Genomic DNA, 26,118 nt, shown 5'->3' on the forward strand with positions numbered 1-26,118 from the left:
TCGTCTTGATGACCGACTCCATGGGCCACGCCAAACAACTGCACGACGTCACACCTTCCGAAGACATCGCCACCGATCCCTTGCGTGATCCGGCGCTGTACATCAATCGGGAACTGTCGCAACTGGACTTCAATTTCCGGGTGCTGGCGCAGGCGCTGGACGAACAGGTGCCGCTGCTGGAACGGCTGCGGTTCCTGTGCATTTCGTGCACCAACCTGGACGAGTTCTTCGAGATCCGCGCCGCCACCGTGCGGCATGCGCAGGAGTTCGGCCTGCCGCCGGCGCCGGACGGATTGAGCCCCACGGCCATCCTCAATGCCGTGCACGACCGCGCGGCCAAACTGGTGGAACAGCAGTACCACGCATGGAATGACGTGCTGCGCCCGGCGATGGAAGAGGCCGGCGTTGCCGTGCTCGGCCGCGCGACGTGGACCTCGCGCCAGAAGCGCTGGCTGCGTGCCTACTTCCGCAACGAAATCATGCCGGTGCTGTCGCCGTTGGGCCTGGACCCGGCGCATCCGTTCCCGAAGATTCTCAACAAGACCTTGAACATCGTGGTGGTGCTGGAAGGCCAGGACGCGTTCGGGCGCGCCGGCCATCTGGCCATCGTGCGTGCGCCGCGCTCGTTACCGCGCATCATCCAGTTGCCGGCCAGCCTGTCGCCGGAGGGTGCGCAGAGCTTTGTGTTCCTGTCCTCGGTGTTATCGGAGTTCGTCGACGAATTGTTCCCGGGCATGCAGGTCAAGGGCTCCTACCAGTTCCGCGTCACCCGCAATTCCGAACTGGTGGTGGACGAAGAAGAAGTCGAAAACCTGGCACTTGCACTGCGCGACGAGCTGGTCACGCGTGGCTACCGGCCAGCGGTGCGGCTGGAGATTGCGCACGATTGCCCGGCGCCGATCATGCGCACCTTGCTGCAGAACTTCGGCTTGAACGAGAACGCGGTGTATCGCATCGTCGGGCCGGTCAATCTGAGCCGCGTCACCCAGGTCTACGACCTGGTGCAGCGCCCGGAGCTCAAGTACCCCTCGTTCAACCCGCGCACTTTGCGCGACAGCGAGGGCATCTTCCAGATTGTCAGCAAGGGCGATGTGCTGCTGCATCATCCCTTCGATGCGTTCACTGCGGTGCTGGATGTGATTCGCCAGGCCGCCGTCGACCCGAACGTGCTGGCGATCAAGCAGACGCTGTATCGCACCGGCAAGGATTCGCTGATTGTCGATGCGCTGATTCTGGCCGCGCGCAACGGCAAGGACGTCACCGTGGTGGTGGAGCTGCGTGCGCGCTTCGACGAAGAGGCCAACCTGGGCCTGGCCGACAAGTTGCAGGAAGCCGGCGTGCAGGTGGTCTATGGCGTGGTCGGTTTCAAGACCCACGCCAAGATGCTGCTGATCGTGCGGCGCGAGGGGCGCAAGCTCAAACGCTATGTGCATCTGGGCACCGGCAATTACCACAGCGGTACCGCGCGTCTGTACACCGACATCAGCCTGATCACCGCCGATGCGGAGATCGGCAACGACGTGCACATGCTGTTTCAGCAGTTGTCCGGGCTTGCTCCGCGTATGAAGCTGGAGCAGTTGCTGCAGTCGCCATTTACCTTGCATGCCGGTGTGCTGAAGCGGATCGAACGCGAGACCCGCCTGGCGCGTAACGGCCGCCCCGGCCGCATCATCGCCAAGATGAATGCCCTCAACGAACCGCAGGTGGTACGTGCGTTGTATTCCGCCTCGCAAGCCGGGGTGCAGATCGATCTGATCGTGCGTGGCGCCTGCACGCTGCGGCCGGGCGTGCCGGGTGTGTCGGACAACATCCGCGTGCGTTCGATCGTGGGGCGGTTCCTGGAACACAGCCGTGTCTACTGGTTCGGCAACGACGGGGCGGCCGAGTTGTACTGCGCCAGCGCCGATTGGCTAGAACGCAACCTGTTGCGCCGCGTGGAAACCTGCTTCCCGATCCTGGACCCGGATCTGGCCAAGCGTGTCTATCGCGAAGTGCTGCAGAACTACCTGGACGACAACGTCAGTGCCTGGGAACTGGATGCCGAAGGCGTGTACCACAAGCGCACCCCCGGCCCTGGCGAACCGGCCCATTCGGCGCAGATGACCTTGCTCGATCGGATCTGAGAACGCCGCGGCCGTGGCCTCTCACGTGGCCGACCGCCCATCGGCTACCATGCGGCCATGCCAACGCCCTCCCCCACGATTCCGCCCCTGCGCGACGGCGATTTTCTTGCCGCCATCGACTTAGGGTCCAACAGTTTCCACATGGTCATTGCGCGCTACCTGATGGGTCAGCTGCGCGTCGTCGACCGCCTGCGCGAAACCGTGCGCATGGCCGACGGCCTGGATGGCAAGGGCGGCCTGTCCAACGAAGCGCGGCAACGTGCGCTCGAATGTCTGGCGCGCTTCGGTCAACGCATCCGTGAAGTGCCCTCGCTGCGCGTGCGCGCGCTAGCGACCAACACGGTACGTCAGCTGCGTTCGCCGCAAGCGTTTTTGATGCCGGCGGAAACTGCGCTCGGGCACGCGATCGAAGTGGTCAGCGGGCGCGAGGAAGCGCGCCTGATTTACCTGGGCGTTGCCCATGCGCAACCGCCCAAACCCGATCAACGCCGGCTGGTGATCGACATCGGCGGTGGCTCGACCGAATTCATCATCGGTCGCGGGTTTCAGACGCTGGAACGAGAGAGTTTGCAGGCCGGCTGCATCGCCAGCACGCGGCGGTTTTTCCCGGGCGGCAAGCTGTCGAAGAAAAAATGGAAAGATGCGCTGACCGAGATCGGCGCCGAATTTCAGCAATTTGCTGGTCAGTACAAGGCGCTGGGCTGGCATGAGGCGATTGGCTCGTCCGGCACCCACAAGGCGATCGGCGACATGTGCGCGGCGATGAAGCTCACCAAGGGTGCGATCACCGCGCAGGCGCTGCCGGCGCTGCGCGACGAGCTGCTCAAGGCCAAGCGCATCGAAGATATCCAGTTACCCGGCCTGGCGGCCGAGCGCCGGCCGATCATCGCCGGTGGAATTCTGGTGCTCGAAGCGGCCTTCCAGGCCCTGGGGCTGGAGAAGCTGATGGTCAGCAAGGCGGCGATGCGCGAAGGCATCCTGTACGACATGCTCGGCCGCGGCGGCGAAAACGACCCGCGCGATAGCTCGGTGGCCTCGCTGGTGCAGCGCTACGGCATCGATGAGGTGCAGGCGCAACGCGTGGAAGCCACGGCCTGCCGCCTGTTCGATCAGGTGTGCGAATCCTGGCAGCTGGATGGCGACGACGCGCAGGTGTTGCGGCGCGCCGCCCGCCTGCACGAGCTGGGCCTGATCATCGCGCACAGCCAGTACCACGTGCATGGCAGCTACATCCTGGAACATTCGGATATCGCCGGTTTTTCGCGGCAGGAACAACAGGTCGTGGCCTCGCTGGTGCGCACGCATCGACGCAACGTGCCCAAGACCGCCTTCGACGCGCTTCCCGACCGGCTGCTGCTGCCCACCCGCCGCAAGGCTGCGCTGCTGCGGCTGGCGGTGCTGCTGCACCGTGCGCACGAATCGGACCCGATTCCGACACTGGAACTCACCGCCGACGACACGCGGCTGTCGTTGATCCTGTCGCAAAGCTGGATCGATTCGCACCCGCTGCTGCGCGCCGATCTGATCGGCGAAGTCGAAAGCATGGCCGGCCTGGGCATCGCGTTCAAACCGTTTGTAACCTGAGGCCTGCGGCCTCAGGCGGGAATCGGGAATGGGGATTCGAGAATAGTCGACCACGGGGCTCTGAGAAGTTTCTGACTGGCGGCGATTACGCCGAACGAATGCAGAACGCTGCCTTTGCGATTCCCCATTCTCTATTCCCCAATCCCGTCGCGCTTGTCACTGCCGCGTCTTGTCGGCGCAACATCAATGCCATCGCCCTGCCGGAAGCTAGCGAAAACGGGAGAGCGGCATGCGCTACGCGATCGTTACCGAAACCTATCCCCCCGAGGTCAACGGTGTTGCGCTGACCGTCCACGGCCTGGAAACCGGCCTGCGCGCACGCGGACATCAGGTGGACGTGGTGCGTCCACGTCAGAGCAGCGACACCGGCACATCCGATGCGTTGCTGGTGCGTGGCGCTGCGCTGCCGCGCTACCCGGGGCTGAAATTCGGGCTGCCAGCGACCCAGCGACTGATCCGTCATTGGCGAACGACGCAACCGGATGCGATCTACGTGGCCACGGAAGGCCCGCTGGGCTGGTCGGCGATGCGGGCGGCACGCCGGCTGGGCATTCCGGTCGCATCCGGCTTCCACACGCGCTTTGACGAATACCTGCCGAACTACGGTGCCGCCTGGCTGCAAGGCACCGCGCTACGCTGGATGCGGCGCTTTCATAACCAGGCAGACGCCACGCTGGTACCAACGCGCGAGCTGCAACAGTTGCTGCGCGACGACGGCTTCGAACGTGTGCAGTTGCTGGCACGCGCGGTGGACAGCCAGCAGTTCGATCCGGGCCGTCGTGATCATGCCTTGCGCGCCGAGTGGGGCATCGAAGACGAAGGCTTTGCAGCGATCTATGTGGGACGGATCGCCAACGAAAAAAATCTGCCCTTGGCGGTGCAGGCGTTTCGCAAGTTGCAGCAGGTCCGCCCGAAAGCGCGCTTTGTGTGGGTCGGCGATGGCCCGGCGCGCGCAAAGATCGCGCATGAGAATCCGGACTTCATCTTCTGCGGTGTGCAGCGTGGCGATGCCTTGGCGCGCCATTTTGCCAGCGGCGATCTGTTCCTGTTTCCCAGCCGCAGCGAGACTTTCGGCAACGTGACCCTGGAGGCGATGGCCAGCGGTGTGGCGACGGTCGCCTTCGACTACGGTGCCGCCCGCGAATATCTGCGCAATGGTCAGACCGGCGCGGCGGTAGACACCGATGCGGCCTTTATCCAGGCCGCCGTCGCGCTTACCCAAGACGACGCGCTGCGCCAACGCCTCGGTGCGGCGGCGGCGCAGGCGATGAAAAGGCTGCATCCGGACAATGTGGTGTCCGACTTCGATGGCTTGTTGTTGGGCATCACTGCGGCACGGGGGCGTTATGTCGTCAACGCGGCTTGAGGTCTTGCGCGGCCACGAAGCGCGCTGGTGCCGGCGCGCAAATCACTGGTGCCGGCGCCACCCGGTACGCCGCGCATTCGCCACCGTCAGCCGGCTGGGCGATGGCGTGTTCTGGTACAGCCTGATGGGCATTCTGGTGCTGCTCGACGGCATGGACGGCGTTCGCGCATCGGCGCACATGGCCGCCACCGGCGTGCTCGCTTTGACCTTGTACAAGGCACTCAAACGCTGGACCCGCCGCCCGCGCCCGTATGCGGCCGACGTGCGTATCCGCGCCTGGGTGGCACCGCTGGACGAGTTCAGTTTTCCGTCCGGCCACACCTTGCATGCGGTGTCCTTCAGCATAGTGGCGCTGGCCTATTACCCATGGCTCGCGCCGTTGCTGGTGCCATTTTCGGCATGCGTGGCGCTGTCGCGCGTGGTGCTCGGGCTGCATTACCCCAGCGACGTACTGGCCGCCACGGCGATCGGGGTGGGACTGGCGAGCCTGTCGTTGTGGGGGCTGCCGGCGCTGATTGGGTAGCGGTGTGTTGCGACACTGCACTGCGCGTCCTCGCATGTGCCCTCGCTTCATGCCCTCATCGTTTTCCGCAGGAGAGCGGACTCTGCCCGAGTTGCCTGCGCAGGCATGCCCCGCTGCAATGCGCTAATCGCCCGCTCACGCAATCGCAGTTCCCGCGCCTCGCCATCCGGCGGTCGCGCCGTACAATGGCGCGATGACGACACTGTTCATTTCCGACCTGCATCTGGATCCGGCCCGGCCGGCGATCACCGCGCTGTTTCTGGATTTCCTGCGGACGCAGGTGCCCGGTAGCGATGCGCTCTACATCCTTGGCGATCTGTTCGAAGCCTGGATCGGCGATGACACGCCGTCCACCGCGGCAGACGAGGTGGCGGTGGCACTGCACGCAGTGGCCGATTCCGGCGTCCCGGTCTTCTTCATGCCGGGCAACCGCGATTTCCTGGTGGGCGATGCCTACGCACAGCGCGCGGGCTTCCGCATCCTGCCCGACCCCACCGTGATCGATCTCTACGGCCATACGACGCTGCTGATGCACGGCGACCTGCTGTGCACCGACGACACCGCCTACCAGGCGTTTCGCACGCAGACGCGCGACCCGGCGTTCCAGGCGCAGTTTCTGGCGCAGCCGCTGGCAGCGCGCGTGGCGTTCGCGCAGCAGGCGCGTGCGGCTAGCCAGGCCCGCTACGCCGAACTCAAGCAGGGCGACCAGGCGCAGCTCGAAACCGTCACCGACGTGTCGCCGGCCGAGGTGGAAGCGACCTTCGTGCGGTACGGGCTGGATCGGATGATCCACGGCCATACCCATCGCCCTGCAATCCACACCCTGCAAGCCGGTGGCAACACCTGCACGCGCATCGTGCTGGGCGACTGGTACGAGCAAGGTTCGGTGCTGCGGGTGGACGCCGATGGCGTTGCGCTGGAGCAGTTGCCGCTTTAGATCCGGCACTCGCAGCTGCACCTGCATGCGGGGATCGCGCCGCGGTGAGCCGTGACGCCACCGGTTGTGCATGCGTTGCCGCTGCTATCCGCATCGCAGGCCCATCGTGCCTCATGCTTCGCAAGCACGACGGCGTGCGACTGGATACCGGCAAGGACGTTCGGTAAGGCCAGCCAATGAAGAGCGCGCTCAAAACGACGCAGCGCGCGCGTTCCGCATTTCAATCCGAGTGTCGCAGCGAGTCCACCCGGCATCGGACATATCGATGAATCGCGCTGTTGAAGGGCCGCACTTGGCGACGCTCATCGACAACGGACGCCGCTAGCAATAGCGCGCTTTGGTACGGGAATCCTCAATTCTCAGCGCCCGGCGGCAACCCAACGCGGGCGCGGACTCCTGCCTGACCAAACCACTTCAACGCGTCACTGCATGCTGCGCGCACGCTCGGCGTAGTCGACGAAATCCGCATTGACCACGTCGTACCAGAACAGTGTGCCGTCGGCCTGGACGCGGAAGCGGTCACGCACCGGGCTGGTCTGCGGATCGCCTGGGCAGCCGTCGCCGTGGCGTTCGTGCACGGCAAATTCAAACACGTCCGGCGATGGCGAATCGTCTTGCTCGGCCATGATGCTGATGCAGTTGTCCGGGTACACCTTGTCGCTCTGCAAGCGCGTTTCGAGTACCTGCAACGCACGCGCTTCGGCAGCGTTTTCGGTGGTCGGCGCTGGCGCCGCAACTGCGGGCTTGGGTGGAGTGGCGGCGGGCTCGGCAGGTTGCTGTTTGCATCCGGCAACTGCCAGCGCGGCCAGGCACAGCAGCGCATAACGCGAGGACATGGACATGAGTGCTCCGCTGACGGGACGTGGCCGGCAGGTGCCGACGGTGCGTCTAGTCTGCGCGATCACCGCGCTCGGGTGTAGCGCAATGGCCCGACACCTGTCGGTGCCGGGCCATCGCAATCACACAAGGAATCGGCGAAAGCCGCAAAGATCAGCGGAAGCCGGCGATCGTGGCCTTGGTGTTGACCAGCACGCGCTGATTGTCGGCGGTGCTGGCATTGCCCATGGGCACGCCGTTGTAGCTGATGTTGGGGTTGGACCAGTAGTTCAGCCGCGGGCAGCCGCTGGTGCAGTCGTAGGCCATGATGGTGCGCCAGCTGTTGCCGTAGCGATAGCCGTGACCGTAGGCGTATGGCGAGGTGCTCGGGTCGTTGGTGGAATCGTGGCGGGCGCTCTGCAGATGGCCGATTTCATGCGCAAAGCTGTAGTAGCCAGTGGCGCAATCCCAGTACACCGATGCGAAGGCGCTGGCGGCCGTGGAGCCGATGCCCGAGGCCAAGCCGCAGTAGCTGCTGTTGTCCAGCACGATCACGCCCACATCGGCCGTGTAGGTGTTGCGGCTGGTGTGGATGCTGTCCATGTAACCGTCATTGGTGACGCGGAAGCGCTGCAGGTCGGTGGTGAAGTTGCCGGTTTCGGTGTAGCTGGTGGTCTCATAGCGGGCCAGCTGCAAGGTGATGCCGACATTGCTGTTGATGTAGCCCTGGTTGGCTTCGGCCACCGCCAGTTGCACCAGCGACTGCATGTTGCCGCCGTACGCCGTCACCGCCTTGTTGGTGGCCACGACCAGCACGCGGATGGTGGCCGGGCTGCCGGATGAGGCCGCCGCCGCGGTCACGCGCCCATCGCCAGGCATGTCGAACTTGGGCAGCAGGCTGTATTCGGCCGGATGTTCCTGCGGCATGCGCTGCTCGTCGACCTGCACCAGCACATGGCGGCCATCGGCCAGCGGACGCAGGCGATACAGCTTGCCGGCGTAGCGAATGGTGCCGGTGACGGTGTCGCCGCTACGCACCAGGATGGCCGAGTTCAGCGGATCCACGCCCGACAAGGTGCGTGCACGGGTGCCAGCACGCGGGCCGAGGTTGCCGTACCACACGCTATCGCCGCCTTCCAACGCATCCACCTTGGCCTGCGTGGCGGTGATGGTCTGGCCATCCAGCTGCAATTCCAGCAGTTTTTCACCGGCAACCACTGCACCGGCGTCGAGCTGCACCACCTGTGCGTTGGTGGTGGACGGGGCGCTCAACAGGCGTTGCAACGAGGGTTCTGCGGTGGCGGTTGCCGCGGCGCCGCGGCTGAGTGCCGGGCCGGTCTGATACAGCGGCTTGCCGGCAGCGGCAGCCGATCCGGCCAGGCACATGGCGATCAGACCCACTGTGGTGCACATCGACTTCGACTTCATCGTCTCTCTCTCCTAAGACATGGAAGCAACGGGTGCGAAACACCGGGCCCCTGTCCCCGGGACGCCATTAGGGCGCGCCGGAATGTACCGAATGCAAGTTGTTGCAAAAGAAAATTACATTTCTGTGATGCTTGCCGATGACTGGATGCGATTCCGGCGCGCATGCGCAACGACGTAGCGCACAGTTCCGGTCGCCCGGGGTGGCGGTGATGCGCGTGCGTTGTGCCGCACCCCGGATATCGCGGCGGCGAGAGTTAGCCGGTTCACGCAGGTGCATCGACAGACTGAGAGCCGGTAACGCACCACTACGCGTCGATCAGCCGGGTGTCGGTATTGTTCGGCTGGGTCTGCATCAGGTGGACATGCGGGATGCCGGTTCTGGGTGCGCCTTCTGCAGCCATCGGCCTCTCGCTCGCGGCGTTTTGTCAGCCGCTCTAACAGCGAGGGATTCTCGGTTTCTTGGGAAGCTTGGGTGCTTTGACTGGGTCGGTTGCGGAGTGCTTGATCTGCGTTTTATCTGCAGGGCCCTTGCCCGCCCACCATCGCGGGACGCGCCGTGCATCCATCCATGGAGCTCTCCGCTGTCTTGGGAAGCTTGGGTGCTTTGACTGGGTCGGTTGCGGAGCGCTTGATCGGCGCTTTATCTGCAGGGCCCTTGCCCGCCCACCATCGCGGGACACGCCGTGAATCCATCCATGAAGCTCTCCGCTATCTTGGGAATCTTGGGTGCTTTGACTGGGTCGGTTGCGGAGCGCTTGATCTGCGTTTTATCTGCAGGGCCCTTGCCCGCTCACCATCGCGGGACACGCCGTGCATCCATCCATGGAGCTCTCCGTTGTCTTAGGAAGCTTGGGTGCTTTGACTGGGTCGGTTGCGGAGCGCTTGATCTGCGTTTTATCTGCAGGGCCCTTGCCCGCCCACCATCGCGGGACACGCCGTGAATCCGTCCCTGGAGGCTCTTACGCGGCATCCATGCCGCGTAAGGTCCCGCGACGGTGGGCGGGCAAGGACCAGTCGAGATGGTNCTGCAGGGCCCTTGCCCGCCCACCATCGCGGGACACGCCGTGAATCCGTCCCTGGAGGCTCTTACGCGGCATCCATGCCGCGTAAGGTCCCGCGACGGTGAGCGGGCAAGGACCCGTCGTGATGGTCGTTGTGTCTGGTTTTCAACCGAGCAATCGAGCAAGGCTCTGATGCGGTGTTTTCAGCGCTTACGGGCTCCAGAGGCGGCAGCGATGGGATTCACGGCGTGTCTTACGATTGGTGAGGGCACCGCGGCATCGACCAGCGCAGCTTGCGAAGCTCCGACTACACCAAGCGCACGTACCGCGCCACTCTGCGGCCAGTGCCTGACCAGGCATGTGTGTGTTCCGCTCCACAACAGCACGATCAACCCACTTACTCAGCCGGCCTGCTCCACCAGATCGGCCAGCTCGTCTTCGTCGAAACCGGCAAGCAGCCGCGCCTGCAGATTGAACGGGCCATGCAGGTAGCCGCCGGCGTATTCGCGCAGCAACGCCTTGAAGCGCGCCCGTGGTTTGATACCGGCCTGCGCGCAATACCAGCGGTACCAGCGCGAGCCGGCCGCGACGTGCGCAACTTCCTCGCGCAGGATGGTCTCCAGCACCTCGGCCGTGGCGGCATCACCGAGCGAGCGCAATTTGACGATCATCGCCGGTGTCACGTCCAGGCCGCGCGCTTCCAGCACTCGCGGCACAAGCGCCATGCGCGCCAGACCGTCATGCGCGGTTTTCTCGCACATTTCCCACAAGCCGTTGTGCGCGGCAAAGTCGCCGTAGTCGTGTCCATGCGCCTGCAAGCGCGCGCGCAGCAACATGAAGTGGCGGGATTCGTCGTCGGCCACCGCAACCCAATCGGCATAGAACTCATCGGGCAGGCCGCGGAAGCGATAGACCGCGTCCCAGGCCAGATCGATCGCATTGAGTTCGATATGCGCAATCGCATGGATGAAGGCCGCGCGCCCTTCCACTGTCCCCAGTCCCCGCCGCGGCAACTCGCGCGGATGCACCAGTGCCGGTGTGGCCGGCCGGCCCGGCATGCAGATCGGCGCAGGCGCTAGCGCGGCCGCATTCAACCGCAGCTCGCCATCGCGAAACGTGGCCGCGTACTGTTGCGTCAGCGCGACTTTTTGCAGCGGATCGGCAGCATCCAGGCAGGCGCGTGCGGCGTCGAACAGATCGGTGATCACGGCGCCTGCCGCACCTGTTGCTGCCCCAGTGCCGCGAGCGATGCGGCACGTACCTGATCGCAGGCGTTTGCCTTGATCCGCAACTCGCAGGCCGTGCGTTTGGCACACACCAGCGCGAATAGACGCATGCGATCGGCCTGCGCAGGCGCTGGCACCGATGACGGCAGCGCGCCCGGGCCACCCGCACCAATACCGATTCCTGCACCGAGCAAGCGCGCCTGGTCGCTGCGGCAATCCACCGCGTACGTCCATTCCGCCAAATCCGCTGACGCAGCGGCGGCGGCCTCGCGCAGGCGCACGACAACAAGTGACTCGCCCACGCGCGTGGCGCCGGCTAGATCCAGCCGCTGCGCGCCGGCAGGCGTGGCGAATGCGGGGTCCAGCACGGCCTGTTGCTGCCAATCCAATTGCATGTCCAGGGTGGTGCTCAGCGCAACAGGCACCTGCCCGTTGCGCAAACGCGGGTCGTCCAGCGTGCGGATCGCCGCAGCGTCATCGGCGGCGCAGCCCGCCAGCAGCGCTGCCACCCCGGCAGCGACCACGGTCAGGTGGCCGCGGCGACGCAGCAGTTCAGGCGCGGCGACGCTTCTTGGCATCGTCCGAGCGCAGTTGCTGGATGCGTTCGAAATAGCCCGGCTCGATGCCGGTGATGTACTCGCCGTTGAAGCACGAGGAATCGAACTGCTTGATGTCCGGGTTGCCTTCGCGCACCGCCACTTCCAGATCTTCCAGGTCCTGGTAGATCAGCCAGTCGCAGCCGAGAAATTCCTGGATTTCCAGCTCGCTGCGGCCATGGGCGATGAGTTCTTCGGCGGCCGGCATGTCGATGCCGTAGATGTTGGGATAGCGTACCGGCGGCGCGGCCGAGGCCAGATACACCTTGCGCGCACCAGCATCGCGCGCCATCTGCACGATCTGCCGGCTGGTGGTGCCGCGCACGATGGAATCGTCCACCAGCAGCACCACGCGGTTGCGGAATTCCAGGTGGATCGGGTTGAGCTTGCGACGCACCGATTTCTGCCGTTCGCCCTGCCCCGGCATGATAAAGGTGCGGCCCACGTAGCGATTCTTGACGAAGCCTTCGCGGTATTTCACGCCGAGCACGTTGGACATTTCCAGCGCCACATCGCGCGAGGTGTCCGGGATCGGAATGATGGTATCGATGTCGTGATCCGGGCGCAGGCGCAGGATCTTTTCGCCCAACTTCAGGCCCATGCGCATGCGCGCCTTGTGCACCGAGATGTTGTCGATCATCGAATCGGGACGCGCGAAGTACACGTACTCGAAGATGCACGGCGCATTGATGGTCGGGGCTGCGCAGACTTCCGAGAACAGCTCGCCGCGCGCGGTGATCACCATCGCCTCGCCGGGGCGCACGTCGCGCACGCGCTGGTAGCCAAGAATATCCAGCGCCGCCGATTCGGAGGACACGATGTATTCGGTACCTTCGGCATGCTCGCGCTTGCCCAGCACCAGCGGACGGATGCCGTGCGGGTCGCGGAACGCCACCAGACCCAGACCCAGCACCACGCTCACCACCGCGTAGCCACCCTTGCAACGACGGTGCACGCCGGCCACCGCGCGGATCGCCGCCTCGGGGGTCAGCATGCGCTGTGCGTCCAGCTCGTAGGCAAACACGTTCAGCAGCACTTCGCTGTCCGAATCGGTGTTGATGTTGCGGCGGTCGGCTTCGAACACCTGCTGGCGCAAGGCCTCGGTGTTGATCAGGTTGCCGTTGTGCGCCAGCGCGATGCCGTAGGGCGAATTGACATAGAACGGCTGCGCCTCGTCCATGCCTTCCGAGCCTGCGGTCGGGTAGCGGCAATGCGCAATGCCGACGCGGCCTTCCAGCACCGCCATCTTCTTTTCGTCAAAGACATCGCGCACCAGGCCATTGGCTTTTTGCACGCGCAAGCGCGTGCCGTCGGCGGTGGCGATGCCTGCGGCGTCCTGCCCACGATGCTGCAGGACGGTCAGGCCGTCATAAAGTTGCCCGGCGACGTTTTGGTTGCCGACAATACCGACGATGCCACACATGGTGCGCGTTCTCCGCTGCGGCTTGCGCCGTTACTGTGAAGGTGGCCGTGCCTGGCCTTGGGATTCGACCCGAGCCGGGTCGCTTTCTCCGCCGCGAACCTGCGCCGGATCGATATTGGCCGGCATCGCCTGCGCCGGATCGCGTCCGTCGCTGGCGGCATTGCCGGGTTTGCCAGGTTTACCGAGCGCCCGCGACACGGTGTCGCTCAAGCCGGACCCGGACAGCATTTTGCCCAGGTCGGTATTATCGCCTGTCGAGGGCAACTTCCCCAACTCCGTGGGCAAGTTGCCGAGTTCCATGGATGGCATGTCCATCGACGGCATGCGCCAGGCCGGCAGTTGCGCTCGCATCCAGCCGGCGCCGGGCTGCAGCATCGGCAACAGTACCGATTGCCGCCACGCCGGCTCACGCGGCAACGGCGTAAAGCCCATCAGCAGCACCAACACGCTGGCCAGAAACCCGCCACGCACCACGCCCAGACCGAACCCGAGCATGCGGTCGGTCCCGCCGAGCTTGACCGCATCCACGCCGGCGCGAATGACCATGCCGATCACCGCCACGCTGATCAGCACACCGACAAACACCATGGCGTAGCCACCAAACGACTCGGTGGCCGATGGGTGCTTGCCATCGGCCAACCAACGCGCAGCCGCGCCGCCAAACAGAAATGTGGCCCAGCCCGCCAGCAACCACGACAAGGTCCCAACCACGATGGCGACAAAGCCGCGCAGCAAGCCCAACAGGGCCGACACCAGAATGATGACGCCCAGCACCATGTCGATCATTGGCGAGGTCTCCGCGCGGCGCATGCGCCGGTCCAACGTGGCTTGCTGATCATTGCCTTCCCCTCCGTGGGCGTGAGGCTGTCGAAATTGCGGGTATGGCCGAAAGATGCCAGCGCTGATCATCCGCCACTGCGGTGCCTACAACACGTGGACGGGACGCGTGGCTCCCACCGATTCGCACCGCTGTCGCGCTCGCTGCGTGGCGGCGCGACGCGTTGCGCTCATCTCAAGGATGCGGACGCACCATGCCGGAAATGCCAACCTTGGCCGCGACCTGCGCGCGCAACTGCTCGGCATCGCCACGGTTGGCAACCGGGCCGACGCGCACGCGGTTGAGCGCGCCCTTGTCGGTACGGACCTGTTCGACAAAGGCGCTGAAGCCGGCAGCGCGCACGCGGTCGCGCAGGGCATTGGCGTCTTCGGCGCGGCCGAACGCGCCCAGCTGCACGGCAAACCCGACGCCGCTCGCGGCAGGGGCCGCCGGCGCGGTGGGTGCGGCGGCAACGGGCTTCGCAGGCTCGGGCTTGGCCGGTTCTACCTTGGCGACTTCCGGCTTGGGCGGTGCAGGTTTGGTCGCTTCGGCCGGCTTGGGAGCGGCGGCGACCGGCTTGGCCGGTTCCGGCGGCAGGCTTTCGGTCTTGGGCGCGGCAGGCGCGCTGGCAGCGGCCACGCTGCTGCTGGGTTTTGCGGCCGACGCGGGCGTTGGCGTCGCAACCGGCGCCGGTGCGGCGGCATTGGCGTCCAACGTCACCACCTGCGCATTGACGTCGCCGCGCACCTTCACTGCCTGCAGCCTGGCCGATTCGGCCTGGGCCTGATCGGCATACGGCCCCACGCGCACGCGCCAGGCAGGGCGGCCATTGATCTGGGTCTTCTCGCTGAAGCCGGGCAATTGAGCCTGCTTGAGCCGCGCGATCACCGCATCGGCGTCGGCGCTGGTGGCATACGCACCAAAATTCACCGCGTAGTTGCCGGCCGCCACGTCCGGCGCAGACGGCGCGCTGCTGGGGTTCACCAGGTCGGCTGCGTCCGGGTTGTCCTGCACCGCCGCCGGAGCGCTGGGGGCACCAGCCATGCCCAGCGCACCACCCGCCGGCGCATTGCCAGGGGTGACCAGCGGCAATTCGCGGGTTTCGAACTCGCCATTGCCGGGCGCGGCAGGCGCCTCCAGCGGCACATCGGCGACACCGCTCGACGGCGCGGGGCCCTTGACCAGCATCGGCAGGAAGATCACGGCAAGCGCCACCAGAACGATGGCGCCAATCAGTCGCTGTTTCAGAGCAGTGTCCACAGTAAAGAGAGCTACAGGCGTGGCGGGGTGCCGCGGCGATTATAAGGCCGGCGCCACCTCGCCGACCCTAGTGGGCTGAACGAAGTGCGTTCAGCGCGTCGGCAACGGTATGAAACGAGCCAAACACCAGCACGCGGTCGCCCGGGTTGGCCATGGCGAGCACCGCTTGCACGGCGCCGGCGACGGTGTCATGGCATGGCGCCTGCGCAGCAACCGTGCCTTGCAGGCGCTGCTGCAGAGCCTGTGCAGACTGGCCACGCGCACCTTCCAAGCCGGCCAATGCCCAATGATCGATCTGCGCGGCCACTGCCTCCACCACCGCCGAGACGTCCTTGTCTGCCAGCGCCGCGTAGATCGCATGCGTGCTGCCGGCAATTGGCTGCGCGCCGAGCGCCTGCGCCAGCGCGCGCGCGGCCTGCGGGTTATGCCCAACATCCAGCAGCACCTCCACGCCAGCGACGTCGCTGCGCTGCAGGCGCCCCGCTACCTGAGCATCGGCGATGCCCTGCGCCCATGCCGTTTGCGGCAGCTCCACCGGCAACGCCTGCAGCGCAGCGATGGCGGCGGCGGCGTTGGCCAGTTGCACCGGGGCCTGCAATGCCGGCATCGGCAGCTCCAGGCGCACCGCCACATCGCGCCAGCGCCAATGCTGGGCGTCGATCGGCTCGAAGAAGTAATCGCTGCCGGCGCGGATCGCGTTGGCACCAAGTTGGTAGGCGCGGCGCAGCACGCTGGAGGGCGGGTCGATCTCGCCCAGCACCACCGGCTTCCACGCGCGGATGATGCCCGCCTTCTCGGCGCCGATCGCCTCGCGGTCCTCGCCTAGCCAGTCGGTGTGGTCGATATCCACGGTGGTGATTACCGCCACATCCGAATCGATGAGGTTGACCGCATCCAGGCGCCCACCCAGGCCGATTTCCAGCACCGCCAGGTCAAGTTCGGACCGCTGAAACAGCCACAGCGCCGCCAGCGTGCCGTACTCGAAATAGGTCAGCGGCGTCGTGCCACGCGCCGCCTCCACTGCCGCAAATGCGGCGACCAGCGCGGCATCGCTCGCATCGACACCATCGATGCGCACACGCTCGTTGTAACGCAGCAGATGCGGCGACGTGTACGCCCCCACCTTCCACCCAGCGGCGCGGCCGATCGCCTCGACAAAAGCCACCGTCGAGCCCTTGCCGTTGGTGCCACCCACAACGATGACATGCTTGGCCGGCGCCTCGATCTGCAGCCGCGCAGCCACCTCGCGCACGCGCTCCAGCCCCATCGCAATGCTGCTGGGGTGTTGCTGCTCGATGTAGGCGAGCCAGTCGGTGAGTGTGGTGGGAGTGGTCACGGGGTTACCTGATGTCGTGCGGGCGGCAGACATTATCCCGGTTGATGGAGTCTTGGACCAATGCAGGCAAGCCCGCTCCAGCGTAAATCGCAAGCGTTGACACCTGCTGTGTGCCGCGGCAACCGGCGAAGGTATACAGGGATAAGAGACTTACGTGCCAGAGTGGAGACAGCTGGGCGACGATACCCCTTACTGCGCCCCGTAAATCTCATCGATACGTTAGCCGAACATCGAGCGCTGGCCTTTCAATGTCACTGCAATCTGTTGCTCGGGATAGCGGCGGTACAGGCTTTCGCTGATGCAGAGGTAACTTGGAAACGCATACTCCATTGGTCCGCCACGCAACCGATACCCGCAAAAGTGTCTGCTCGATTGATAGCAGCTCTGCATAACCTACGGTTCTTCAAACCCACCACCGATGGCGAAAGTCAGCGACCAAGGCACTGTTTTTGCGCAACAGCCTGGACAGAAAACCCAGCATCATTAGTGTCCCGAAGAGCATGAATACATACAAAGACGCGTCCCTGGCCTTCCATGTCCGCTGGTCGAACAAGACGACGACTGTATTTATGTCGCAGCACTGTTAGCACGATGCCGACAATCAGGAATAGTCATCTCCAATAGCGTCCTTGCATGAACTCGCGCCGGTATGGAATCGGCAAATGCGCCGAGCAAGATCAGGCCCAACAGGAGGAATACGGAAGCTGCCTTCATCCAAGCAAACAGCTTTCACTTCACTGCACAACCCTTGAAATTTTCGTTGGACCGCACATAGGCAAGCGGGGCAGTGATATCTCATCCATCCTAGAAAAACAAAGAGGTCAATGAATGTGGCACTGGCGCATACAGCACACCACAATGGCTAAGGTACCGCTGCCTGCGGTGCGGCGGGATAGTAGTCATGCACTGTGGAACCCAGCGAGGAGCGCTTCCCTTGGATGACCGCACTCACCGCACCATTCGGGAAGCTCATCATTTCGTGCTCGCGAATGCAAAGCCGCACAGGTATCCCATGAGGCAATGGGGAAATCCTGAGTGCGTAAGGGCACATCAGGCTTTTCGGCGCCGAATGTATGAGCACTTGCTCTGAATACGTGCTGCCGAACGCCTCAGTCCATACCCAAGGCACAATCCTGACGACCAGCGCCCATACCACCAGCCCGATCACCATCGTGGACATCAGCCAGCGAAAGATACAGCGTTCGATACCGATTCGCTGCAACTGACGCTGGAGCCTGCCACTGGCATTGGCCCAGAGCAGCGCGCCAAACAGGGTTAACGCGGTGAAACCGAACACCACGAGGGTGAGGTCGATCAAGGCGTTGGCCGGCGGAAGGAACTTGAAAGAATTAGCGAAGAAAAGCAACGCCACCGGCGTCACAAACAGTAATAAAACACGAAAACGATTACCAAAATCTCTCATGCTTGAGACACCGGAGTAAGTGACTTAGCCGCCATCCTTGAGCAACACACTGACCCTGGTGTTACTACAACGCCCGATGCTTGGCTTCCCCAAAGAACGGGGTGTGGTGCGCGCAGTCGTTGAGGCGCACCACTTCCAGGTGATCGACGTCGTCGCCTTCGAGCAGGTTGAGCGTGGTCGGGGCCTGGCGGAAGCTCCACAGCTTGGACAGCGGCAGGCCCAGGATCTTGCACAGGATCACGCGGTTGACCGCGTCGTGCGCGACCACCAGCAAGGTGTCGTCGGCGCCCAGGCCATCGGCCGCGCGCGTCAGTCCGCGCCAGCTGCGGTCCAGCACCTGACGCAGCGATTCGCCGCCCGGCATCAGCACGGTGTCCGGCTCTTCGCGCCAGGCGCGCAGGCGCGCGGGGTCCTTGTCGTTGATCTCGCTGGCCAGCAGGCCTTCCCACTCCCCATGGGCAATTTCCTGCAGGTCCGGATCGGTCTGCAGCAGGCTTTCGCGCGATGCGCCCAATGCAGCTTTGGCAGTGGCCTGCGCGCGCGACAGCGGCGAAGCGACCGCACGGGTGATCTGCAGCGCCTGCAGCCGCTCGCCCAACGCACGTGCCTGGCCTTCGCCAACCGGCGACAGCGGAATATCGATCTGGCCCTGGTAACGGCCTTCGGCGTTCCACGGCGTCTCGCCGTGACGAGCAAGCAGGATGCGCATGCGCTGAGAGTTCCTTGGGGGAGGGGCCGGCACGCCGCGGCGAAACCGGACCGCATCATAACCGCTCCCCGCCCCTTCCCTCTGCGCTTCAGCGCACGCCCTGTTCCCTGCTGACCGCCGCGCGCGGCCGTTACGCACCCCATCTGAGCCTCTAGATCCTCCAAGCTGAGGCTGTACGCTTCCGATCCTCGGGTCCTGGTGAACTTGTCGAGGCCGGCAGCGGTGCCGGCGCGTTCAACCTGGAGATCGGCCGCTGTGTGCCGGTGTCACGCGCGCGATGCAGCGAACAGCGCCGCCACGCTGGACCTGCAGCCCTTGCACGCAGTACGCGTCCCGATACGGCAGGGCGCTGTTCCGGGCCAATATCCGCCACTCTGCCAGGCGCACTCAGACGCGCCCGAACGCCGGATCGCTGCGACTGGGCTTGCCGGTTTCCAGATGGCCGGCCAGACGCCGCCGGAACGCGCCGCCCGGTTGCTCGACGACCACGTCATACCAGTGGTCGCTTGCGGCGAGCGGCAACTGCAGGATCTGGCGCTGACCTGCAGAAAGTTGCAGCGCGCGCGGGCTCGGATCTGCGTAGTCCAGCGCGCGCAGTTGCAGCGTGCAAGGCTGTTGCCCGGCGTTACCGATCTCCAGGATCAGCGTGCCGCCGTCCTGGCGCGCTTCGAGCCACGGTGCTGCCGCTGGTTGCGGCGTGGTCGCCAGATCGCCGGCAAATTCGCGCAGAAATCCATTCGGCCCGTGCACGCGCAGCGCATATGCGCCGTCGTGCGCGGCGCCCATCGGCACGTCATCGAGCCGGGTACCAGGTAATACCGTGTAGTACCACGGCCCGCCGGTGGACGCGCTGGTGTAGACGTTGAATGCCGCCGCAGCCGTCCCGGTGTTGACGAACTGCAACTGCAGCGCGCCATCGTCCTGCACGCGTGCGTGCACCTGTGCGGCATATGGCAACGCGCGCGCCGGGCGTTGGCCGGGCTCCTGTCGCGGCATGACGGCGTTGGTCGGCGGCACCGGCAATGGCTTGTTGCGTAGCGCCGCCGTGCGTGCGCGGTAGTCGCCGATAGACGGCAATGCGCTCAGCGCCGAATCGTCCGGCTTGCGGAAATCGAACACGCTGGTGAGATCGCCACTGACCGCGCGACGCCACGGGCTGATATTCGGCTCGGCCACACCGAAGCGACGTTCCAGCAACCGCAGCACCGAAGTGTGATCGAACACCTGCGAATTGACCCAACCGCCACGCGTCCATGGCGAAATCACCAGCATCGGTACGCGGATGCCCAGGCCCACCGGCACGCCGTTGTAGGCCTCGCCGCGCACATCGACATTGCTGCGGCCCATGCGCGCGTCCAGCGCTGGCAATGGCGCCGGCACATGGTCGAAAAAGCCGTCGTTCTCGTCGTAATTGATGATCAAGGCTGTTTTCGCCCAGACCTGCGGATTGGAGGTCAGCGCATCGATCAACCGCGCCACCAGCGATTCGCCGTAAGCCGGCGGCGCTTCGGGATGTTCGCAATATGCAGTCGGCGGAATGATCCACGACACCTGCGGCAAGCGATTGCCCTGCACGTCGGCGGCGATCGCGGCAATCAGGTGGTCGGCCTGGGTGCTGGCTGCATTGTCTGCGGTGGATCCAGGCACACAGGCACGCGCGCGGCGATATCGTTCGTCAGCTGTGTCGAGCCCGCGGTAGTACGCAAAATACGCCAACGAGTTGCAGCCAAAATTGTCGTACTCCTGATACACGCGCCAATCGATGCCGGCCGCCTGCAAGCGCTGCGCATAGGTCGTCCAACCCATCGCCGCGTAACCAGGTTTGTCGCGCGCCATGTCGGCGGTCCAGTTGCCGTCATCGGCGTTGTCGGCCACCTGCGCGCGGGTATCGCCCACGCTCAGGCCGCTGGTGCCGGTGAACAGATACATGCGATTGGGATTGGTTGGCCCGTGCATCGAGCAGAAATAGCCATCGCAGATGGTGAACGCGTCGGCGAGTGCGTGGTAGTACGGAATGTCGTGACGTTGGAAGTAGCCCATCGTCAACTCGCCCTTGTAGGGCACCCACGCGTCGTATTCGGCCCAGCGCGCCGGGTCCTGCCCGTGGCCGGCTTTCCACGAATGATCCAGGCTTTTGATCAGCGGCGCGCTCGTGGTTTGCGCATCGAAGGCAAACGGCAGCAGTCGGCGCCCATCGGGCGCCGGCTGACTCCACACCGGCTGACCATCGCGCAACTGCAGCGCATGCGGATCGCCGAACCCGCGCACACCGCGCAGCGTGCCGAAGTAATGATCGAACGAGCGATTCTCCTGCATCAGGATCACCACATGTTCGATATCGCGCAGCGTGCCGGTCCGTGCATTGGCTGGCAGTGCCAGCGCGCGACCGATCGACGACGGCAATGCCCCGGCGGCAGTGAGCGCAGCAACGCGCTTGAGGAAATCGCGGCGCGAAGAAGATGACGTCATGACGAAAAACCCTGCAAAAGTCGGTGACGTGCAGCGCACACGGCGGCCGCACACGACACGTATAGCGGGCCTACGCGACAGTTTTGCGACAGCCACCGTCATCAATGTTTCATGAGCCATTGACACCCTGCGTCGCGAAACGCCGGTCTTGCACCGTGCGTCCGCCCTCAGCCGCGCTCGAATAGGACTCCCCCATGACTCCCGCCCGTCGTTTCCATGTCACGCCACTGGCATTCGCCCTCGCCGCGCTGCTTCCCGTCATTGCGCACGCCACCAATCCGGTCGCTGCCAGCGTGGCGGACGCACCGGTCACGTCCGCCGATGCCGCAAGCAACGCGACTCAGCTGGATGCGATCAACGTGGTCTCGCAAGGCAGCACGCGGCAGGTGCAGCGCATCAGCCGGCAGGATATCGAGCAGCTGACGCCAGGCAGCAGCGCCTTCAAGGCGGTGGAAAAACTGCCCGGCGTGCAGTTCCAGTCCGCCGATCCGTTCGGCACCTACGAGTGGTCCACCCAGGTCACCCTGCATGGCTTCGACCAGAGCCGCCTGGGCTACACGCTCGACGGCATTCCGCTGGGCAACATGAGCTACGGCGTCACCAACGGCCTGCACATCACCCGCGCCATCATTTCCGAAAACCTCGGCTCGGTAGAGATCGCACAAGGCGCCGGCGCACTCGGCACCGCGTCCAACACCAACCTCGGCGGCACCATGCAGTTCTACTCCGCCGATCCGCAGACCACGCCCGGCGCGCGGCTGGTGCAGACGGTGGGCAGCGATGCCACGCGACGCACCTTCGTGCGCGCCGATACGGGCGATCGCGATGGCTTGTCGGCGTACCTGTCCTACGCCAATGCCACTACCGACAAGTGGAAAGGCTTCGGCGATCAGCAATCCGAACAGGCCAACCTCAAGACCGTGTACCAGTGGGGCGACGGCAATCGTCTGAGCCTGTTCCTGGATACCTCGCGGCGCAAGGAATACGACTACATGGATCTGTCGTTGACCAGCCAGCGCGCACTGGGCTGGGACTACGACTACCTGCAACCGGATTGGGCCACCGCCGTACAGATGGCGCGCGCCTACCAGAGCACCGGCGCCACCAGCGGCGTGACCAACGGTTACCCGCAATCGCTGGCCGGATTGCCCAGCGACTACAGCTGGCTCGATGCCAGTTACTACGCCGGCGGCGGCCTGCGCCGCGACAATCTTGCCGGCCTGTCGGGCACGTTCGTGTTCGGCGGTGTCACGTTGGATGCCACCGGCTACTACCACGCCAATCGCGGCGAAGGACAGTGGGTCACGCCGTATGTCGTCACCTCGGCGCAGATTCCGGTGTCGATGCGCACCACCGACTATGGCCTGGACCGTTTCGGCGGTACCAGCGCACTGAAATGGTCGTGGGGCACTCACGATCTGGAAGCCGGCGTGTGGGCCGAGAATGCGCGCACCACGCAGGGCCGCAACTACTTCGCGCTCGGCAACGAGGGCTACACCTCGCTGTACAACGTGTACGAAGCGCAGACCCCGTTCCGCCGCGATTTTCTGCAGCGCTACACCACCCAGACCCGCATGCTCTACGTGCAGGACACCGTGCGTTTGCTCGATGACCGCCTGACGTTGAACTACGGCGCAAAGGCGCTCAACACCACCACGCGCGCGCAGTCGCTGGTGCCCACCACATCACTGGCGCAAGGCCGCATTCGTGCCGAAGACAGCTTTCTGCCGCAAGTCGGCGTGAACTACAAACTCGACGAACGGCAGGACATCTACGCGTCCTACAGCAAGAACATCGCCGCCTTCGGGTTCACCCCGTTCGCCACCTCGCAGGCCGCGTTCGATCGCAGCCGCTCCACGCTGGAGCCGGAAGAGTCGCAAACCGTACAGATGGGCTACCGCATGCAGGACGAGCAGTTCCAGCTCTCGGCCGATGCCTACTTCACCAAGTTCTCCAACCGTCTGTTGACCACCTCGCCGTGCAGCGCGGTGCAGACCTGCGCTTCGATCCTGAGCAATGTCGGCGCGGTGCATAGCGCCGGTGCGGATCTGGCGGTGATGTGGCGCCCGACCGACGGCCTGAGCTGGTTGAACTCGCTGTCGTGGAATCGCTCGCGCTATCAGGACGATTACCTCAACAACGGTGTGGTCGCGACCTCGGGCAAGGACGTGGTTGGCATCCCGGCGCTGATGTTCTCTTCCAGCGCCAGCTATCAGCTGGGTAACCTGCGCCTGGATCTGGACGGCAAGTACGTCGACAAGCGCTACATCACCTTTCTCAACGATTCGCAGGTGCCCTCGTACTGGCTGTTCAACGCCGGTGCGCGCTACGACTTCGGTCGCGTCGGCGGCGTGGCGGATATCGCCCTGGCGCTCAACATCACCAACCTCACCGACAAGCGCTACTTCGCCAGCACTGGCACCAACGGCTACGTCGCTTCCGATCCGGACGGCTACAACCAGACCATGGTGGTCGGCGCCCCACGCCAGTACTTCATGAGTCTGGACGTGAAGTTCTGATCAGCCCTGCAATCGCCGCTCTCCCGCTGGGGAAGAGCTTGGGGTGAGAAGACGGGCGCCAAGCGAGGGCGCATGGCGACGCGGCTGGGCGGCTGACTGCCTGAGGCACCCCTCATCCGGCGCTGCGCGCCACCTTCTCCCGCACGCGGGAGAAGGCATGCGGACGATCGCCTGGTCTTGCGTCGATCCGCCGCTGCGTAGCCCGACCCAATCCTCCTCGTCCTCTTGCCTTCTCGCCTTCTCGCCTTCTCGCCATCTGGCCTCCTTGCTCTATCGCTCTATCGCTCTATCGCCCTCTCGCCTTCTTGCCTCCTGGCCCTCTCGCCTGCGAGCCTTCTGGCCTTGTCGACTTGTCGACGTATTCGCCTTCTCAACGTGCCCTGCTTCTCTGGCATCCCCGCCCTTCCCCCGCCAGCGGGGGAAGGTGCCCGCAGGGCGGATGGGGGCAGCAGTCGTCAGCCAACCCTCACGCATGCGGCCCCCACCCCATCCAGCGCCCACCCGAACGGCAGCCATCACTGCAGACCGGTTCTTGCACCGCCGCATGGCAGCCACCTCGCCCCGCATATAATCGGCCACTTACTTTTACTCAGCAGGCCCCGCCAGATGGCGCAGACGATGAAGGCGCTGGTCAAGCGCGAAGCGAACAAAGGCATCTGGATGGAGCAGGTTCCCGTGCCCACGCCCGGCCCCAACGAGGTGCTGATCAAGCTGGAAAAGACCGCCATTTGCGGCACCGATCTGCATATCTACCTGTGGGACGAATGGAGCCAGCGCACCATCACGCCTGGCCTGACCATCGGCCATGAGTTTGTCGGCCGTGTGGCCGAGCTCGGTTCGGCAGTCACCGGTTACCAGGTCGGCCAGCGCGTCTCGGCCGAAGGCCACATCGTCTGCGGTCATTGCCGCAACTGCCGTGGTGGCCGCCCGCACCTGTGCCCCAACACGGTGGGTATCGGCGTCAACGTCAACGGTGCATTCGCCGAATACATGGTGATGCCGGCGTCCAACCTGTGGCCGATCCCGGACCAGATCCCCTCCGAGCTGGCCGCGTTCTTCGACCCGTACGGCAACGCCGCGCATTGCGCGCTGGAGTTCGATGTCATCGGCGAAGACGTGCTGATCACCGGCGCCGGCCCGATCGGCATCATTGCCGCCGGCATCTGCAAGCACATCGGTGCGCGCAACGTGGTGGTCACCGACGTCAACGATTTCCGTCTGAAGCTGGCCGCCGACATGGGCGCCACGCGCGTGGTCAACGTGTCCAACACCTCGTTGAAGGAGGTGATGAAGGACCTGCATATGGAAGGTTTCGACGTCGGCCTGGAAATGAGCGGCAACCCGCGCGCGTTCAACGACATGCTCGATTGCATGTACCACGGCGGCAAGATCGCCATGCTCGGCATCATGCCGCGCGGCGCCGGCTGCGACTGGGACAAGATCATCTTCAAGGGCCTCACCGTGCAAGGCATCTACGGCCGCAAGATGTACGAGACCTGGTACAAGATGACCCAGCTGGTGCTGTCGGGCTTCCCGCTGCAAAAAGTGCTGACGCATCAACTGCCGATCAACGACTTCCAGAAAGGCTTCGACCTGATGGAAGAAGGCAAGGCCGGCAAGGTCGTATTGAGTTGGAATTGACCGAGCGGCAGTGAGCAACGCAAAAGGCGCCGCAAGGCGCCTTTTGCATGTCGCGTGTTCGGTGTCCGACAGCTACATCACGCGTGGCAGTCATCGCCCGCCACGCATGCATCAGCCACGCGTTTAACGCATCGCACTCACGGCCAGGTGACGGTGGCGGTCGCCACCAGATGGTTCTGCGAATTTTGCCGCCCGAAGCCGAATTCGGCCGCTTCGCTGGTGTCGTAATAGCCCACGGTCAAACCCAGCGGGCCGAAGGTCTTGCCCACGTTCACGCCGAAGTCGTTGTAGTCGTGGTCCACCTGGCTCAGCGCCGAGGTGTAAATGCTGTGCCCGGCGTGCGCGCCAACGGTGAAGTCATGCGGCAACGCCCAGTTGGCGTCCAGTGCGTAGTAATACCCATCGGTGTCGGTGCCGTACAGATCGTTGGTGTAGGCAACGGTCAGGCTGTAGGTCTTCAGGAACGTGGTTTTGGTGATCAGCTCGGCGTAGTTGGAAGCGCCCGCGCCCAGGTACTGGTAGCGGTTCACCATCACGTCGAGATTGAAATTGGTGCTCAGATCGGTGTTGTAGCCGACAAAGCCGTCCACTTCCCAATCCGGATCGCCAGCGCCGAAATCGACATTGGAGGCCCAGGTGCCGACGTAGAACCCGTACGGCAATTTGTAGGTCAGCCCGGCCTGAAACGCGGGTTCTTCGTTGGTCTGCGAGATACCGCGGAACAGGTAATCGCTGGTCACCGCAAAGGTGCCGCTGAGCGGCGACGCGGGCGCTTCTTCGTCCTGTGCCTGTGCAAGCGGCACCACACCCAACAGCAGCAACGACAGACAACAAGCGAGCGGGGAAGGCTTCATGGGCATCTCCTGAAACGATGGGCGGTCGGTTGGCGAGCGAAGACTGCAATGACTTCTTAGTCCAACT

19 protein-coding genes are annotated in these 26,118 nt (G+C 64.6%); 7 read left to right on the top strand and 12 right to left on the bottom strand.

The annotated features are described in order from the left end of the window. Positions 1 to 20: 20 nt before the first annotated feature. The 5 genes from ppk1 to lpxH all read left to right on the top strand — a co-directional run bounded on the left by ppk1 (position 21) and on the right by lpxH (position 6,533). Positions 21 to 2,123: a polyphosphate kinase 1 gene (gene ppk1 / locus ASF90_RS03810; RefSeq protein ID WP_055846336.1), complete on the top strand. Its 2,103-nt coding sequence runs from the start codon at positions 21 to 23 to the stop codon at positions 2,121 to 2,123. A gap of 57 nt (positions 2,124 to 2,180) precedes the next feature. Beyond that, complete coding sequence (ppx, locus tag ASF90_RS03815; RefSeq protein WP_055845998.1) at positions 2,181 to 3,707, top strand: exopolyphosphatase; 1,527 nt, start codon at positions 2,181 to 2,183, stop codon at positions 3,705 to 3,707. Positions 3,708 to 3,936: 229 nt separating this feature from the next. Then, complete coding sequence (locus tag ASF90_RS03820) at positions 3,937 to 5,073, top strand: glycosyltransferase family 1 protein (protein WP_055846000.1); 1,137 nt, start codon at positions 3,937 to 3,939, stop codon at positions 5,071 to 5,073. Next, a complete protein-coding gene (locus tag ASF90_RS03825) occupies positions 5,054 to 5,596 on the top strand; it encodes a phosphatase PAP2 family protein (RefSeq protein ID WP_055846003.1) in 543 nt (180 codons plus the stop codon). The genes ASF90_RS03820 and ASF90_RS03825 overlap by 20 nt, the downstream gene beginning before the upstream one ends. Before the next feature lie 193 nt (positions 5,597 to 5,789). Further along, complete coding sequence (lpxH, locus tag ASF90_RS03830) at positions 5,790 to 6,533, top strand: UDP-2,3-diacylglucosamine diphosphatase (RefSeq protein WP_055846006.1); 744 nt, start codon at positions 5,790 to 5,792, stop codon at positions 6,531 to 6,533. Positions 6,534 to 6,955: 422 nt separating this feature from the next. Here lpxH and ASF90_RS03835 read toward each other — a convergent pair whose 3' ends face one another. The 11 genes from ASF90_RS03835 to ASF90_RS03890 form a co-directional block, all read right to left on the bottom strand. After that, positions 6,956 to 7,375, bottom strand: a complete 420-nt coding sequence (locus ASF90_RS03835) for a hypothetical protein (RefSeq protein ID WP_055846009.1) — start codon at positions 7,373 to 7,375, stop codon at positions 6,956 to 6,958. A 148-nt stretch (positions 7,376 to 7,523) separates the two neighbouring features. Further along, complete coding sequence (locus ASF90_RS03840) at positions 7,524 to 8,777, bottom strand: zinc-dependent metalloprotease (RefSeq protein ID WP_055846011.1); 1,254 nt, start codon at positions 8,775 to 8,777, stop codon at positions 7,524 to 7,526. A gap of 1,402 nt (positions 8,778 to 10,179) precedes the next feature. Next, positions 10,180 to 10,986 carry a ferritin-like domain-containing protein gene (locus ASF90_RS03845; protein WP_055846014.1) on the bottom strand — a complete coding sequence of 269 codons (807 nt, stop codon included), beginning with the start codon at positions 10,984 to 10,986 and terminating at the stop codon, positions 10,180 to 10,182. Then, the gene (locus ASF90_RS03850; RefSeq protein ID WP_055846017.1) at positions 10,983 to 11,582 is read right to left on the bottom strand and encodes a hypothetical protein; all 600 of its coding nucleotides are present in this window, start codon (positions 11,580 to 11,582) and stop codon (positions 10,983 to 10,985) included. The genes ASF90_RS03845 and ASF90_RS03850 overlap by 4 nt, the downstream gene beginning before the upstream one ends. After that, positions 11,557 to 13,023: an amidophosphoribosyltransferase gene (gene purF / locus ASF90_RS03855; RefSeq protein ID WP_055846019.1), complete on the bottom strand. Its 1,467-nt coding sequence runs from the start codon at positions 13,021 to 13,023 to the stop codon at positions 11,557 to 11,559. The genes ASF90_RS03850 and purF overlap by 26 nt, the downstream gene beginning before the upstream one ends. 30 nt (positions 13,024 to 13,053) lie before the next feature. Beyond that, entirely contained in the window at positions 13,054 to 13,809 is a 756-nt protein-coding gene (locus ASF90_RS03860; RefSeq protein WP_055846024.1) for a CvpA family protein, read from the bottom strand. Between the two features lie 226 nt (positions 13,810 to 14,035). Beyond that, positions 14,036 to 15,100, bottom strand: coding sequence for an SPOR domain-containing protein (locus ASF90_RS03865; RefSeq protein ID WP_055846026.1), 1,065 nt, complete (start codon positions 15,098 to 15,100; stop codon positions 14,036 to 14,038). Between the two features lie 67 nt (positions 15,101 to 15,167). Then, complete coding sequence (folC, locus tag ASF90_RS03870) at positions 15,168 to 16,436, bottom strand: bifunctional tetrahydrofolate synthase/dihydrofolate synthase (protein ID WP_082473393.1); 1,269 nt, start codon at positions 16,434 to 16,436, stop codon at positions 15,168 to 15,170. An 862-nt stretch (positions 16,437 to 17,298) separates the two neighbouring features. Further along, positions 17,299 to 17,859: a hypothetical protein gene (locus ASF90_RS03880; protein WP_153066537.1), complete on the bottom strand. Its 561-nt coding sequence runs from the start codon at positions 17,857 to 17,859 to the stop codon at positions 17,299 to 17,301. 64 nt (positions 17,860 to 17,923) lie between these two features. After that, on the bottom strand, positions 17,924 to 18,568 hold the full coding sequence (locus tag ASF90_RS03885) for a histidine phosphatase family protein (protein WP_055846033.1): 645 nt from the start codon (positions 18,566 to 18,568) through the stop codon (positions 17,924 to 17,926). 387 nt (positions 18,569 to 18,955) lie between these two features. Next, positions 18,956 to 21,037, bottom strand: a complete 2,082-nt coding sequence (locus tag ASF90_RS03890; protein WP_055846036.1) for a phospholipase C, phosphocholine-specific — start codon at positions 21,035 to 21,037, stop codon at positions 18,956 to 18,958. 194 nt (positions 21,038 to 21,231) lie between these two features. Here ASF90_RS03890 and ASF90_RS03895 point away from each other — a divergent pair, with 194 nt between their 5' ends. Next, a complete protein-coding gene (locus ASF90_RS03895; RefSeq protein WP_055846038.1) occupies positions 21,232 to 23,556 on the top strand; it encodes a TonB-dependent receptor in 2,325 nt (774 codons plus the stop codon). Between the two features lie 606 nt (positions 23,557 to 24,162). Beyond that, positions 24,163 to 25,197 carry an L-threonine 3-dehydrogenase gene (gene tdh / locus ASF90_RS03900; protein ID WP_193552558.1) on the top strand — a complete coding sequence of 345 codons (1,035 nt, stop codon included), beginning with the start codon at positions 24,163 to 24,165 and terminating at the stop codon, positions 25,195 to 25,197. A gap of 137 nt (positions 25,198 to 25,334) precedes the next feature. On the opposite strand, the gene ASF90_RS03905 is transcribed toward tdh, so the two are convergent. Then, positions 25,335 to 26,051: a TorF family putative porin gene (locus ASF90_RS03905; RefSeq protein WP_055846041.1), complete on the bottom strand. Its 717-nt coding sequence runs from the start codon at positions 26,049 to 26,051 to the stop codon at positions 25,335 to 25,337. Between the last annotated feature and the right edge of the window lie 67 nt (positions 26,052 to 26,118).

Source organism: Xanthomonas sp. Leaf148, from assembly GCF_001423585.1.
Lineage (GTDB): Bacteria > Pseudomonadota > Gammaproteobacteria > Xanthomonadales > Xanthomonadaceae > Xanthomonas.